Annotated in this window: 17 protein-coding genes and 1 pseudogene; 13 read left to right on the top strand and 5 right to left on the bottom strand. The window is 41.7% G+C overall.

What is annotated here, in order from left to right:
• Nucleotides 1-21: 21 nt before the first annotated feature.
• The 5 genes from L2737_RS10335 to mlaF all read right to left on the bottom strand — a co-directional run bounded on the left by L2737_RS10335 (nt 22) and on the right by mlaF (nt 3111).
• Nucleotides 22-318, bottom strand: a complete 297-nt coding sequence (locus tag L2737_RS10335; protein WP_248955657.1) for an STAS domain-containing protein — start codon at nt 316-318, stop codon at nt 22-24.
• Nucleotides 315-923: an MlaC/ttg2D family ABC transporter substrate-binding protein gene (locus L2737_RS10340; protein WP_371996515.1), complete on the bottom strand. Its 609-nt coding sequence runs from the start codon at nt 921-923 to the stop codon at nt 315-317. Before L2737_RS10340 ends, L2737_RS10335 begins: the two co-directional genes overlap by 4 nt.
• Nucleotides 924-1001: 78 nt before the next feature.
• A complete protein-coding gene (mlaD, locus tag L2737_RS10345) occupies nt 1002-1475 on the bottom strand; it encodes an outer membrane lipid asymmetry maintenance protein MlaD (protein ID WP_102528020.1) in 474 nt (157 codons plus the stop codon).
• Between the two features lie 36 nt (nt 1476-1511).
• Nucleotides 1512-2297: a lipid asymmetry maintenance ABC transporter permease subunit MlaE gene (gene mlaE, locus L2737_RS10350; protein WP_102528021.1), complete on the bottom strand. Its 786-nt coding sequence runs from the start codon at nt 2295-2297 to the stop codon at nt 1512-1514.
• The gene (mlaF, locus tag L2737_RS10355; RefSeq protein ID WP_229371080.1) at nt 2284-3111 is read right to left on the bottom strand and encodes a phospholipid ABC transporter ATP-binding protein MlaF; all 828 of its coding nucleotides are present in this window, start codon (nt 3109-3111) and stop codon (nt 2284-2286) included. The genes mlaE and mlaF overlap by 14 nt, the downstream gene beginning before the upstream one ends.
• A 177-nt stretch (nt 3112-3288) precedes the next feature.
• Between mlaF and L2737_RS10360 the strand changes: the two genes are divergently transcribed.
• The 13 genes and pseudogenes from L2737_RS10360 to L2737_RS10420 all read left to right on the top strand — a co-directional run bounded on the left by L2737_RS10360 (nt 3289) and on the right by L2737_RS10420 (nt 14229).
• Nucleotides 3289-4251, top strand: a complete 963-nt coding sequence (locus L2737_RS10360) for a calcium/sodium antiporter (protein WP_102528023.1) — start codon at nt 3289-3291, stop codon at nt 4249-4251.
• Nucleotides 4252-4319: 68 nt separating this feature from the next.
• A complete protein-coding gene (locus tag L2737_RS10365; protein WP_102528024.1) occupies nt 4320-5297 on the top strand; it encodes a KpsF/GutQ family sugar-phosphate isomerase in 978 nt (325 codons plus the stop codon).
• Between the two features lies 1 nt (nt 5298).
• Nucleotides 5299-5862 carry a 3-deoxy-manno-octulosonate-8-phosphatase KdsC gene (kdsC, locus tag L2737_RS10370; protein WP_102528025.1) on the top strand — a complete coding sequence of 188 codons (564 nt, stop codon included), beginning with the start codon at nt 5299-5301 and terminating at the stop codon, nt 5860-5862.
• A complete protein-coding gene (gene lptC / locus L2737_RS10375; RefSeq protein ID WP_102528026.1) occupies nt 5859-6419 on the top strand; it encodes an LPS export ABC transporter periplasmic protein LptC in 561 nt (186 codons plus the stop codon). The genes kdsC and lptC overlap by 4 nt, the downstream gene beginning before the upstream one ends.
• A gap of 64 nt (nt 6420-6483) precedes the next feature.
• Nucleotides 6484-6936 (top strand): annotated as a pseudogene (gene lptA, locus L2737_RS10380) (lipopolysaccharide transport periplasmic protein LptA); the annotation flags it as partial.
• A 272-nt stretch (nt 6937-7208) separates the two neighbouring features.
• Complete coding sequence (gene lptB / locus L2737_RS10385) at nt 7209-7940, top strand: LPS export ABC transporter ATP-binding protein (protein WP_102528028.1); 732 nt, start codon at nt 7209-7211, stop codon at nt 7938-7940.
• 181 nt (nt 7941-8121) lie between these two features.
• Nucleotides 8122-9606 (top strand): RNA polymerase factor sigma-54, encoded by a 1485-nt coding sequence (locus tag L2737_RS10390; RefSeq protein WP_248955658.1) that lies wholly within the window; start codon nt 8122-8124, stop codon nt 9604-9606.
• 24 nt (nt 9607-9630) lie between these two features.
• Nucleotides 9631-9918, top strand: a complete 288-nt coding sequence (gene hpf, locus L2737_RS10395; protein WP_102528030.1) for a ribosome hibernation promoting factor — start codon at nt 9631-9633, stop codon at nt 9916-9918.
• Between the two features lie 2 nt (nt 9919-9920).
• Nucleotides 9921-10364 (top strand): PTS IIA-like nitrogen regulatory protein PtsN, encoded by a 444-nt coding sequence (gene ptsN / locus L2737_RS10400; RefSeq protein WP_153915576.1) that lies wholly within the window; start codon nt 9921-9923, stop codon nt 10362-10364.
• The gene (gene rapZ / locus L2737_RS10405; protein WP_248955659.1) at nt 10361-11206 is read left to right on the top strand and encodes an RNase adapter RapZ; all 846 of its coding nucleotides are present in this window, start codon (nt 10361-10363) and stop codon (nt 11204-11206) included. The genes ptsN and rapZ overlap by 4 nt, the downstream gene beginning before the upstream one ends.
• 8 nt (nt 11207-11214) lie before the next feature.
• The gene (locus L2737_RS10410) at nt 11215-11487 is read left to right on the top strand and encodes an HPr family phosphocarrier protein (protein WP_102528050.1); all 273 of its coding nucleotides are present in this window, start codon (nt 11215-11217) and stop codon (nt 11485-11487) included.
• Nucleotides 11488-11764: 277 nt separating this feature from the next.
• Nucleotides 11765-13126, top strand: coding sequence for a magnesium transporter (mgtE, locus tag L2737_RS10415; RefSeq protein WP_102528033.1), 1362 nt, complete (start codon nt 11765-11767; stop codon nt 13124-13126).
• An 827-nt stretch (nt 13127-13953) separates the two neighbouring features.
• Nucleotides 13954-14229: a transposase gene (locus L2737_RS10420; protein WP_102528034.1), complete on the top strand. Its 276-nt coding sequence runs from the start codon at nt 13954-13956 to the stop codon at nt 14227-14229.
• Nucleotides 14230-14769: the final 540 nt, after the last annotated feature.

Raw genomic sequence — 14769 nt, forward strand, 5'->3', positions numbered from 1 at the left:
TTTGCTACCTTAAATTCAATGCTAGTTTTCTAGAAAAAAGGATTCTAAATCATATAACTCAATGAGTTTTTTTAGATGTGTACTCGGATTTGCCAATGTTCTTGGCTGAGTAGTGCTTTTACTGCAATTACCTAAGCATATCAGCTCAAGTAAAAATGCGACGCCTGCGCTGTCGGCATACTCTAAAGCAGACAAGTCTAACACTTGCGTGCTATCAGTAAACAACTGTTGTCGTTTTGGCCATAAATCAATGACCTCTGTTTGCCTTAATTGCCCTTTAATTTCACAAGTGTCACCTTGTTGTAAAAACTCAATCACGCAGCATTTTCCTTATCCTGTTTGTAATTGATTTCTTGTTGGGTGCGATCTTTTAGCATTTCAATCACCGAATCCACGCCTTTCTGGCGAATTAAGTTTGAAATTTCAGACTGTTTTGACGCAAGTAGACTCACCCCTTCAGCGACTAAATCAAATGCCTTCCAACTATCATCTTTTAGGCGTCTTGCTTTAAACATCACTTTAATCGGTGGGCGGCCATCTTCAATAATTTGCACATTTACATCGACGAATTTCTCATCGGCAAAATCACTCGCAGGGGAAAACTGTACTTTTTGACCTGTATACTCGGTAAAGGCTTGAGCGTAAGTCGCCACCAAGTAACCTTCAAACGCTTCGACAAAACGCTCACGTTGTTCTGGTGTCGTGTCGCGTAAATACTGCCCCATGACTTTATAAGCAGCATATTTGTAATCGACATATGGCATTAATTCTTCACGCACAATCACCTTTAAATGACTTAAATCTGCATCAATTAACGCTTTATCAGTATTAAAGCGATCAAAGGTTTTATTCGATACTTGCTGGACTAACTTAAAAGGATCATGAGTATCTATTACTTCACTTGTCACTTCACTCGCTGACATTGTGAGACTCACAGCACTGCCAACTAACAACACCATAGTTTGCAAAATACGTTTAAAGACTTGGCTCATACTTCTCTCCTAATTGTCCTTTGAAGAAACGCTATATAATAACTGCCCAATTAAATCCTCTAAAATCAATGCAGAGCGAGTGTCATGCACTCTATCCCCATCTGCTAACATCTCTATGTCATCGTCCATAAAGCCTGGGGTCAGCCCTAAAAATTGCTCACCTAATAACCCTGACGTTAAAATTGATAAGCTACTCGTTTCAGGGAACTGATTAAACTCTTTATCCATGGTTAAGGTAACTACGGGCACCAGCTTCTTATTATCCAGTGTAATTTTCGAGACTCGGCCAACGACAACACCGCCAACCTTCACAGGTGAACGCACCTTTAAACCGCCGATATTGTTAAACTCAGCTCTTAAAGTATAGGTCTCTTTACTCGACTTTAGTTCCACATTGGCAACGTTAAACACCAATACACAAAATGCCAACAACCCTGTTAGTAAAAAGAGCCCAACGAATAATTCTACTTTCCTTGTCAACATATGCTTCAACCACTTAATTAATGAATGCGAAATTTGTTACTGACCAAACATGATTGCTGTAAGCAAAAAGTCGAGTGCGAGTACCGCTAAACTTGCTTGCACCACTGTCGAAGTGGTTGCCTTACTTATCCCTTCTGGGTTTGGCGTGACCTCATACCCGCGGTACAAAGCAATCCAAGTTACTACCACGCCAAATAGAGCACTTTTAATCAAACAATTCACAATATCTTGGCGCCATTCAATAGATGCTTGCAGTATTGACCAAAAAGACCCGCTATCGATGCCTTTCCATTCAACCCCAACAAGATGACCACCTAAAATACCAACGAGGCAGAACATCATTGTTAATAAAGGTACACTTATCACCCCTGCCCAAAAACGCGGCGCAATCACTTGCCTTAATGGATCGATAGCCATCATCTCTAAGCTAGATAATTGCTCAGTGGATTTCATTAAGCCTATTTCTGCGGTTAATGCTGAACCTGCACGTCCTGCAAATAACAATGCCGTCACGACAGGGCCAAGTTCACGCAGCAAACTCAGCGCAACCATCGGGCCTAAACTTTCAACAGTGCCAAAATCAGCTAAAACGGTGTAACCTTGAAGCGCCAAAACCATACCAATAAATAAGCCTGATACGATGATTATCACCATTGAGCGCACACCAAGCACATAAATTTGCTTAACCACTAATGGCAAACCTTTACTGATATTAGGCACATTGATAATCGCGCCCCAAAGCATTAAGCCTGCACGGCCTAGCCCTGCTAAAACATCCAATGCAACTCGGCCTAAGTCCGCCACACGACTAACTACGCCCATTTAGCATCTCCTGTTGGTAATCTTCAGCGGGGAAATGAAAAGGCACAGGCCCGTCTGGTCGGCCATTAATAAACTGTTCAATTTGAGGGTTATTTGATGCTCTAAGCTCGTCGGGAGTCCCTGAGGCAATCACTTTCTTTTCAGCAATCACGTACACGTAATCAGCAATGCTCAGAACAGCGTCAACATCGTGGGAAACAACGACAGAAGTGAGTTTTAAGGTACTGGATAGCTCACCGATTAATTTCACCAGCATCCCCATTGAAATAGGATCTTGCCCAGCAAATGGCTCATCATAAAGGATCATTTCAGGCTCTAAGGCAATCGCTCTCGCTAACGCTGCTCGCCTTTGCATACCGCCCGATAACTCATTAGGGTTCATCTGAGCTGCGCCTCGTAAACCCACCGCTTGCAACTTCATCATCACCACTTTACGAATAATGCTTTCAGGTAAACCAGAATGCTCACGTAATGCAAAAGCCACATTATCAAATACATTCATGTCGGTGAATAAGGCACCACTTTGAAATAGCATGCTCATGCGTTTACGCAGCTCAAATAATTGCTGACGTTTGAGTTGGTGAATATTTTCACCACTGAATAATACTTCACCGCTGTCTGGGGTTAATTGACCACCAATTAATTTAAGGAGCGTCGTTTTACCGATGCCGCTGGGGCCCATAATTGCGGTAACTTTTCCCTTAGGAATGTTCAAACAAATATCATCAAAGATGACACGTGAACCACGATTGAATTTCATATGACGAATTTCAACCAAAGGGGATGTATTTTGTAATGAACTTGAATCTGACATAGAGGAAATAATAGCCTTCCTGGCCCGCAAGATGTAGATCTGAATTGTACGAAATTGTGTAAGAACCTACAACAAATCAATCACCATGAGTTACAATCCACAACAATTATCGCATCTGCTCATATTTTTGTTAAAATTCTGCACAAATATAGCTATCAACACTTTTTTTGGACAAACATGCTTTTTAATATCTTGATGCTAATCGCTGGCCTAGGCGTATTAGTTTGGAGCGCAGATCGCTTCGTATATGGCGCAGCCGCTTTCGCTCGTAACCTTGGACTGCCGCCAATGCTGATTGGTTTAACCATTGTTGCAATGGGAAGTTCAGCACCCGAAATGTTTGTCGCAGCCACTGCATCAATGGAAGGCATGAGCAATACAGCCGTAGGTAATGTGCTGGGCTCAAACGTTGCTAACATCACCTTAATTCTTGGTATTACCGCCCTACTTGGTGCTATTTCAGTGAGTTCTCAAACACTCAAAAGAGAAATACCGCTAATGCTAGCAGCGACTGTTTTAGCCGGTTACCTCATCCATGACGGCATGCTAACTCGTTTTGAAGGCGGTGTTTTATTAGTCGCATTTTTTGGATTAATGGGCTATTTCATTTGGCAAGCCATGAGAAATAAGCAAATAGATCCGTTATCTGACGAATCTGATGCAGAGATCCCTAAAAATGTACCCACATTACATGCTATTATCTGGATCATTGTGGGCATGATCCTACTGCCGCTTTCTGCCGATTGGATGGTGACTGGTGCTGTAGGCATTGCCAAGACATTTGGGCTTTCCGACTTAGTCATCGGATTGACCATTATTGCAGTGGGTACCAGCTTACCTGAGCTTGCTGCATGTATTGCTGGGGTGTTGAAGAAAGAAGACGATCTCGCCATTGGTAACATTGTCGGATCGAACTTATTTAATATTTTAGCAGTATTGGCTATTCCTGGGCTCATCGCTCCAGGTGAGATTGATGCGCAAGCAAGTAGCCGAGATTTTTATATGGTGCTGGGTACCAGTACCGCATTAGCAGTACTCGTTTTATCCAGTGGCGCCAAAAAGCAGCTAACTCGCTGGCATGGCGTCATTTTATTAGTCGTCTTTATTGCGTACCAGATTGTCTTATTTCAATCTCAATAACGGGGCATAAAGACTTTTATCTCACTAATGCTAATGTTTAATTAGTGTTAGAACAGAGCGAGAGACCTATGATAGATCAGAAACAATTGCGCCAATGGGGCCGTCAGGTCATTGATATCGAGAAAACGGCATTAGATAACCTCTATCAATATGTTGATTCCGATGAGTTTGGCCAAGCTTGTGAACTTATTTTGCAATGTAAAGGCAAAGTCATTGTTATGGGTATGGGAAAATCGGGCCATATTGGTAACAAGATTTCAGCCACTCTCGCCAGTACAGGCACACCAGCGTTTTTTGTTCACCCAGGTGAAGCAAGCCATGGCGATTTAGGGGCTTTGGCTAAAAATGATATCGTCTTAGCAATTTCAAATTCTGGTGAATCAAGCGAAATTCTCACTTTGCTACCAGTAATTCAAAGAATGGGCGTACCGGTTATCGCGGTTACAGGGAAACCTGACTCGAATATGGCGCGCTTATCGAAATTGCATCTTTGTATTGAAGTACCTGAAGAGGCTTGTCCGTTAGGACTCGCACCCACTTCAAGCACAACAGCAACATTGGTCATGGGCGATGCACTAGCTGTCGCTTTGCTTCAAGCAAGAGGCTTTACCCGTGATGATTTCGCTTTATCTCACCCAGGTGGCTCTTTAGGCCGCAAATTACTGTTAAAAGTGTCAGATGTTATGCATCAAGGTGCTGATGTACCTATAGTTAACAGCAGTGTCTGCATCACTGAGTCCTTATATGAAATTTCAAATAAAGGTTTAGGCATGACTGCTGTGACTGATGATGGCGGTCAACTTGTGGGTATATTTACTGACGGGGATTTACGCCGCGTGATTGATGCAGAAAAGAATTTACGTACCACAGCCATTGCCGATGTCATGACACCAAACTGTATTACCATCAGTGCCGATATTTTAGCTGCACAAGCTTTGCAAATTATGGATGAAAAAAGCATTAACGGCTTAATCGTGGTTGATAACAATCAACAACCTGTTGGCGCACTAAACATGCTCGATATGGTTAAAGCAGGAGTCATTTAATATGTCTGAAACACAAGTTCATCAAGGCTTATATGGCCCTGTCAGTGATGACATTTGGCAGCGCGCTAAAAAAATCAAACTGCTTATCTGCGATGTTGACGGCGTTTTTTCCGATGGCCGCATCTACTTAAGTAATGCAGGTGAAGAACTCAAAGCATTTCATACTCGAGATGGTTATGGCGTCCGCTCAATTTTAACCAGCGGTATTCAAGTCGCTGTGATCACAGGCCGTAAATCTGCCATTGTAGAAAATAGAATGACAGCTCTAGGCGTCAGCCATATCTATCAAGGCGTGGATGATAAACTTACCCCGTTTAAAGACTTGCTGAGCATTTATAATGTCAAACCTGATGAAGTCGCCTATATCGGTGATGACATGGTCGACTTACCCGTCATGAAAGAAGTGGGTCTTGCGGTTTGTGTTGCAGACGGTCACCCTTTTGTAAAACGTCACTGCCAAATGATTACTAGTATAAATGGCGGCAATGGAGCACTACGCGAATTAACTGATCTGCTATTGGTTAGCCAAGACAAATTTGAATCGGCCCATGGAATGAGTATATGAGCCGCACCACATTGGCCATTTTAGCCTTCTTTGGCGCTGCACTGATTTTATATTGGCAAGTCCAAGTCAAGCGCAGCCAGATGGAAGCATCAAAGCTGCCTGATCCTGCTCGTCCTGAGTTTATAGCTAATGACTTACGTAGTACTGAATTTAACGAGCAAGGCTTAGTCCAAAGTCGTGTATCAGCAAAACACATGGAACATTTTCAGCAAACAAATGAAACCTTGTTCACTGAACCTGTTTATCTTGTCTATCCAGAAAATGGTGAAGCTGAGTGGCAATTAACTGCTGATTTAGGCAAGCTTAATAAAGAAACTGGCAAAGTAGTGCTACAAAATAATGTTATTATTGATGCAATAAACATCAATGAACCAGTACAATCTTTGACAACCACTATGTTGGCTCTCGATTTGAACACTATGATCATGACGTCTGATCGACAAATATATGTCACAGGTCAAGATTTTAATATACAAGGCTTAGGCCTTTACGCTGATTTAAATGCCGAAGAATTAGAGCTTTTAAGTCAAGTAGAAGGAACGTATGAAGCAAAGTAATAACCTTACTGTCTCACTACAACATTTTGTAAAGTTGAGCCTAGTTGGAATAAGCCTAATTGGAATGACTGGCGTTAACGCTAAAGAAGGCGATCTACAACAAGAGCTAAAAGTCGCAGCTGTGAGCCAAAAAGCAGACATTAAAAATAACCAAGTTATTTTCTTTGGCCCTGTTAACGTCACCCAAGGCACGATTAACATAAATGCAGATGAATTACGCGCATTTAGTGAAGAGTCTGGCGGTCAAAAAACCATGGTTGCCACTGGTAATCCGGCTACATTCTCGCAAGAGTTAGATGATGGTCGTATTGGTACAGCCAGTGCCAATGAAATCAGATATGAGCTAGCCAGCAGTATTTTAACCTTAAAAGGTAACGCTAAACTTGATCAAGCAGGTAGCCAAGTTACCGGTAACCTCATCAGTTATAATATTGAAAAACAGCAATTGATCGCTGAAAGTACTGGCGACGGAAAAGACCGAGTCATCACAATTTTCCAGCCTGAAAACTACCCTGATTTAAATGAATCGAAAGACACTTCAGAGCAACCAGATAGCGCCTCATCTGAGCCTGTTTCAACAGAAGAAGTCACAGAGCAAGCACCTGAAGAAACAGTTGAGAAGTTAATTGAAAATCAATCTGATGCCGTTATCGAAAACACTGAAAATGGTTTAGATTCGGCAGCAGCAACTGAATCTGAAACACCTGCAATAGCTAAACCTGCATCAATTGATGAGCAACCAGCTTCAGATGCATTACCTGAAACACCAGCGCTAGAGCAAACTCAATAATGACCCAAATTACCTTAACAGCTGAAAACTTGGCTAAAAGCTACAAAAGTCGCCAAGTGGTCAAAAATGTCAGTCTTACCGTTAAAACAGGTCAAATTGTTGGGCTATTAGGGCCAAATGGTGCAGGCAAAACCACCACCTTTTATATGGTCGTTGGCTTAGTTAAAAGTGATAAAGGCCGCATATTAATTGATTCAGACGACCTCACGGCAGATCCAATGCACCTGCGAGCACGCAAAGGTATTGGCTATTTACCACAAGAAGCCAGTATTTTTCGCAAGTTAACCGTACACGATAATATTATGGCGGTGTTACAAACCCGCAAGAGTTTAACGACTGAGCAGCGCATCGAAGAGTTAGAGCACTTATTAGAAGAGTTTAATATTACTCACATTCGCGATAGCCAAGGTATGGCATTATCGGGTGGTGAACGTCGACGTGTTGAAATCGCACGCGCATTAGCGGCAAATCCTAAGTTCATTCTGCTAGATGAGCCTTTTGCTGGTGTCGACCCTATCTCTGTGATAGATATCAAGAAAATTATTCAACAATTAAAAAATCGTGGACTTGGAGTACTCATTACCGACCATAATGTTCGTGAAACGCTTGATGTATGTGAGCGCGCGTATATTGTTAGCCACGGTGATTTAATTGCAGAAGGCACGCCTGCTGAAATCTTAGACAATCAGCAAGTCAGGTCAGTATACTTAGGTGAGCAATTCAAGCTATAGTTAGCATTCTTTAGTGCACAATATGGCATGTCGCGACCAGTATCAGTCCCACTTTTTAGTGCAATGTTCTAGACTGAACTTAAGCCAAGGTTCAGCTTAAGCCTAGAAGCAGTTTAAAAAGGTGCTAGACCCACACAATTGTTAGTCGCGATGATGAAACTCAATTAGGGATAAGCGGTAAATGAAAGCCTCACTCCAACTTAAAATGGGTCAACACCTGACTATGACCCCACAGTTGCAACAAGCCATTCGCTTATTGCAACTTTCCTCATTGGAGCTACAGCAAGAAATTCAACAAGCACTTGACTCAAATCCACTCCTTGAGCTCGAAGATGAGTTTGCTAAAGCAAAAGAACCAGTAAAAGAAAACGCCCAGCAAACCGATACTGATTTTAGTGATAACAGCCAAGTGACTGTTGAAAAAGACACCTCAACCGTAGACACCACTGAATCGTTGACCAAAGAATCCATGCCTGACGAATTACCAATGGATACCACATGGGATGAAGTTTACACAGCATCCCCAAGTTCAGGTTCTGGCGCAGTGGCTCGTGATGACGATATGCCTTTTCAAGGTGAAACCACAGAAGGCTTATATGAGCATTTAGAGTGGCAAAAAAATCTCACCCCTTTTTCTGAAAACGATCTGGTAATTGCTACGGCGATTATCGATGCCGTTGATGAACGTGGTTACTTAACCCAAACAACTGAAGACATATTGCAAGCTTTAGGCTTAGAAGATATTGAACTCGATGAAGTTGAAGCCGTACTCAAACGAGTTCAGCATTTTGATCCTGTAGGCGTTGCAGCAAGAGATTTAAGCGAATGCCTGATGATTCAGCTGGGCCAATACCCTAGTGAAATACCTTGTATCGATAACGTTAAGCTACTGATTGCAGAACACCTAGACTTAATTGCAGGCCGCGACTTTAGATTATTAATGCGTAAAACCAAGCTTAAAGAAGATGATTTACGCGAAGCGATTCAATTTATTCAAACGCTTAACCCACGTCCAGGGTTACAGATCACTCCTATTAAAGATGAATATGTCATTCCAGATGTGACAGTGTTTAAAAAGAGTGGCCGTTGGGTCGTTGAGTTAAATCCAGATAACATGCCAAAAATTGGTGTGAATCAGCAATATGCAGCAATGGCAAAAGGCTCAGCAAACCAATCAGACAGCCAATTTATCCGTGGTCATTTGCAAGAAGCGAAATGGTTTATCAAAAGTATTGAAAGCCGCAATGAAACCTTATTAAAAGTGGCTAATTGCATTGTGCAATTTCAACAAGGCTTTTTTGAGTTTGGCGAAGAAGCAATGAAGCCAATGGTACTTAATGATATTGCTGAAGCCGTTGAAATGCATGAATCAACCATTTCTCGTGTTACCACACAAAAATACATGCACACCCCTAGGGGACTTTTTGAACTAAAATATTTCTTTTCAAGCCATGTGAGTACTGATGATGGCGGAGAGTGTTCTTCTACTGCAATTCGCGCATTTATTAAAAAGCTTGTTGCCGCAGAAAACCAGCAAAAGCCACTTAGCGATAGTAAAATGGCGACGCTATTGGCGGAACAAGGGATCAATGTTGCTCGGCGTACGATCGCCAAATATCGTGAAGCAATGCTCATCCCTCCCTCAAACCAACGCAAAAGCCTATAAGCCTTTGTTATTGGAGGATGATATATGCAAATTAACCTGACTGGGCACCATGTGGAAATTACTCAATCTTTACGTGAGTATGTACAAACTAAGTTTTCAAAGCTTGAACGACACTTCGAACAGATCAATAATGTTCACGTTGTGCTCAATGTTCAAAAGCTGCAACAAATTGCAGAGGCAAAATTACACCTCAAAGGAGGTGAAGTTTTTGCGGTATCACAGAACGCTGATATGTATGTTGCAATTGACGCCCTGATCGACAAATTAGATCGTCAGGTAATTAAACACAAAGAGAAGTTAATTAAACACTAACGATGGAACTTCGCACCATTCTGCAGCCGGCGTGCACTACCTGCGCCACGCCGGGCAGTAAGAAAAAAGTACTGGAACTTATCAGCAATTTAATGGCTGCCCAGTACCCAACCCTATCTTCACAGGCTATTTTTGAAAGTTTAATAGCACGTGAAAAAATGGGTAGTACAGGTATAGGAAATGGCATTGCGATTCCGCATGGTCGATTAACTGATATCGAAGAACCGATAGCAATTTTGATCAAGTGTGAAGAAGGCATTGAGTTTGATGCTATCGACAAGAAACCCGTGGATATATTATTTGCGCTGTTAGTTCCTTCTGACCAATGCCAACAGCATTTAAGTACGCTGTCGAGTATGGCTGAAAAACTGAGCGATAAATTAATCCTTAAGCGACTTCGAAAGAGTCATGACGCTACAGAACTTTATCAGGTTATAACTGCATGAAACTTGTCATCGTATCAGGACGATCAGGCTCAGGTAAATCAGTAGCACTAAGGGTATTAGAAGATTTAGGTTATTACTGTGTTGATAACCTACCTTTACCACTTATTGGTAGTTTACTTGAACAGCTCAAAGGCAATAACGACCTTGTCGCGATTAGCGTCGACGTTCGTAATATTGAAGAGCAAGGCAAAGTGCTAGAAGAGCAGATAGCCTTGCTTTCTGACGATACGACCATCATTAGTCTATTTTTAAATTCTAATGATCAAGTGCTGTTAAAGCGCTACAGTGAAACCCGCCGTTTACACCCTCTGTCAAAAAACCAAATTTCACTGCAAGAAGCGATTCAATTAGAAGGCCGTTTACTCGAGCCTATCGCTAAAATGGTCGATCACTACATTGATACTTCGCAGCTAACGATTTATGACTTAAGCGATCAAGTCAGACAAATCTTAATGGGCAGCATTGATAAAGAATTAGTGATCCACTTTGAATCTTTTGGTTTCAAACATGGTATGCCTACTGAAGCTGACTTTATGTTTGATGTACGCTTTTTACCAAATCCTCATTGGGAAACTGAGTTACGACCTCTAACAGGTCTCGATTTACCCGTGCAGGAATTCTTAGGTAGACAGCCTTTGGTGAATAAATTCATTTGGCAAATTGAAAACTTGTTCGAAACTTGGATGCCACACCTTGAGCGTAACAACCGTAGCTACCTAACGATCGCGATTGGTTGTACTGGTGGTCAGCACCGCTCAGTTTATATTGCCGATCAACTAACAAAACGCTTTTCTAATACTAAGCATCAAGTCAGTGCCCGCCATAGAGAACTCAAACTGTGACAACTGAATTGAGTATCTCGAAAGATATCACCATCAGTAACAAACTTGGACTCCATGCAAGAGCTGCCACTAAACTGGCCATACTAGCCACTGAGTTTGAAGCAAGCATAACCCTCATTCAAGGTGAAAAGCAGGCTAGCGCTGCCAGTGTATTAGGCTTATTAATGCTAGAAAGTGGCATAGGTAAAGTCATCACCGTCAAAGCACAAGGCGCTGATGCTCAACTCGCTTTAGATGCGGTATGTAAATTGATCAATGACAAGTTTGATGAAGAAAGCTAATCTCGACATTAATCACCAGTGTTGATATCAAACCCGTTGTAATCTCAATTGCCTCAGTCAACCCCAACGGTATACAAACTCTCTATTTATAATTATTCCCACCCTTTCTCCAGTTAATTCCCTTCAAGTTTGTTTTGTTCACTATACTGTTTAAAGTCCAACAAAAATCAATAAAGCGCTTAATTTTTATGCAGTAACTTGACGACGCTTAGAAACTGCTTCTCCCTTTCCACCCTGTTAAGTTAATATTGGCAATCGAATTTTTGAGGAGTGGCGAATGAGTATCGAAGTAATCGACAGCGAGCTTACCGAACAGCGCCTAAATCAGCTGACTCAAGCTTTGGGCAGCGGTATGTTTGTCCATGTTAGAAACATGCTCCATGATATGGCAGCATCAGATGTCGCCCTCATTCTTGAATCTTCTCCACCTAAAACTCGTCAAGTTCTATGGCAACTCATTGACCAGGAGCAAGCGGGTGATATTTTAGAAGATCTTGGTGAAGAACTTAAAGATTCGCTCATCAGCGGTATGACACCCGAAAAAGTTGCGCAAGCTACCTCTGGCATGGATACCGATGACTTAGCCTATATCTTAAGAAGCCTTCCTGACGCAGTATATAAAAAAGTACTGCAATCAATGAGCAGCCAAGATCGTCACCGTGTAGAGCAAGCATTGTTATACCCTGACGACACCGCTGGCAGTATCATGAACACCGATACCGTCACCCTCAGACCAGACGTTAATATTGATGTAGTATTACGCTACCTTCGCCAGCGCGGGAATTTACCCGATACGACAGATACCTTGTATGTCGTTGATCGAAACGATCATGTATTGGGCGGAGTTCGCTTAGCCGACTTGCTCACTTGTAATCCGAGCGAAACGATCCGAACCATTATGGATCCTGAGCTTGAAAGTATCCCTGTGGCAATGCCTGATAATGAAGTCGCGCAATTATTCGAACGCCATGACTGGATTTCAGCCCCTGTCGTAGATGAAGAGCAAAAGCTGTTAGGTCGTATCACCATTGATGACGTGGTCGATGTTATTCGTGAAGACGCCGAACACTCCATGATGGGGATGGCTGGTATGGATGATGACGAAGACACCTTCGGCCCCGTCATGAAAAGTACCTTCAGACGCTCTCTATGGCTCACAATTAACTTATTTGCTGCGTTACTTGCTGCATCAGTAAGTAACATGTTTGAAGGCACCTTAGAGCAGTTTGCCACCATTGCTATTTTAATGACCATTGTGCCAAGTATGGGCGGTGTTGCGGGTAACCAAACATTAGCGTTGGTTATACGTGGTATTGCACTAGGGCATATTGGTCAAAGTAACTCCCGTTGGCTTATCGGTAAAGAGTTAGCCATTGGTTTCCTTAACGGGATCATGTGGTCTGTACTGGTATTTTTTGCGGTATGGCTCTGGAAAGATGACATGGCATTAGGCGGCTTAATTGGCGGGGCCATGCTAATCAATATGACTGTCGCAGGCTTAGCTGGTGCAAGTATCCCGTTGATACTTAAAAAACTCAACATCGATCCAGCACTTGCTGGTGGCATGGTACTGACAACCGTCACTGATGTGATTGGCTTATTTGCATTCTTAGGGCTTGCAACAATATTCCTCATGTAATCAGTTACTTAATATAAACGGTAAGTAAAACATCCCGCCATCGCTAGCCTCATCATACGAGGCTAGAATATCTATCTTAAGCTAATGGATAACATAAACAGCCAAACCCCTGCAGTTTTCGAGCCTTGTACTCTATACATATTGGCTATCTTAAAGTTCAAACTCTCAAACGCAGATTCCACATAACAACTTCAGACATTAATCCATACAAACCTACTTAGCTATACCCATGATGTATAAGCACTTAAAGCAGTCATCTTTGTAACTTTTATATAATTTATCACTGAAAGCTAAAACCACTGTTCCCGCCTATATTGCTAATTTACCTTCTTAGCTAGACGATCAAATTTCTGACACAAACTTAAGGTAAAATCCTTGCTGACAACACTGGTTATTATTCTTTACCAATTACACGCAACTTTGCACCAGATCAGACATTTTGCACCAATGAGGGGCGACCTTAGATTTTAGAGTTATCACTTTAAAAAGTTAAGCCACTGTTTTTAAATAAAAAAATATTTATCACAAAATTGGCACAAGTATTCCATATAGATATATACCACCTTAGGGGTAGTTTGATATTTGACCAATTCCCCCCCAAAAGACCCATTTGGAGCAACAGTGAAGACACAAAATATGATAAAGGAGAAAAACATGGAGCATCTAAAAGTCATCTTTGAGCAATGCCAATACCAATGGAACTTTTTTCATCATCTTGGTTTTAGCTGTTGGGATGTGGATAACAATATCAAGTCATAGAGTTATCGGCTTAAGTAATAAATTGAATACGAATAGTAACAGCATCAAGTTAAGTAGTAGGTAGTGTTATGACAGCAATAAACAGAACTTATACAACCGAGCTTAAACAGCAAGTGATCATGGAAGTTCAACAGCAAAACCGGTTAATTTCGGATGTTGCAAAACAGTACAGCGTGTCTGCTAAAACCATTTATCAATGGGTGAGAAAGAAAGACCAGAGACTTAGCGCTACTATGAACAAAAGCGCCACTATGAACAAAAGTGCCATCACTGCTGAAATAGCGAACTTACAACGTAAGCTGTCTCAACTAAACCAGCAACTGGTTGCAATCAATAGTAATTAGTTCGAAGCCAGTAATGAATATAAATAAGTGAACACAATAAAAATATTGGTTCATTAGCAGTTCCGGCAAGAATAGAGGCTTTAGCTTTCGCCCCCATCGAAGGTTAAGCCGTTAGATAATAACAGTCACTCTTCTTGTCAATTTTAAAGTGAGAATTTGAGTAAATGAGTAAGTGGTTTGCCTCAAAAGATCATTAGCGGTTCAGGCAAGAAAAGTGGCTTTAGCTTTCGTCCCCCATCGAAGGTTAAGCAGTTAGATAATAACAGTCACTCTTCTTGTCAATTTTACAGTGAGAATTTGAGCAAATGAGTAAGTGGTTTGTCTTAAAATTTCAATAGCGGTTCAGGCAAGAAAAGTGGCTTTAGCTTTCGTCCCCCAGCGAAGGTTAAGCAGTTAGATAATAACAGTCACTTCTCTTGTCAATTTTACAGTGAGAATTTGAGTAAATGAGTAAGTGGTTTGCCTCAAAAGATCATTAGCGGTTCAGGCAAGAAAAGTGGCTTTAGCTTTCGTCCCCCATCGAAGGTTAAGCAGTTAGAT

The sequence above is a fragment of the Shewanella electrodiphila genome (genome assembly GCF_023283985.1).
GTDB lineage: Bacteria > Pseudomonadota > Gammaproteobacteria > Enterobacterales > Shewanellaceae > Shewanella > Shewanella electrodiphila.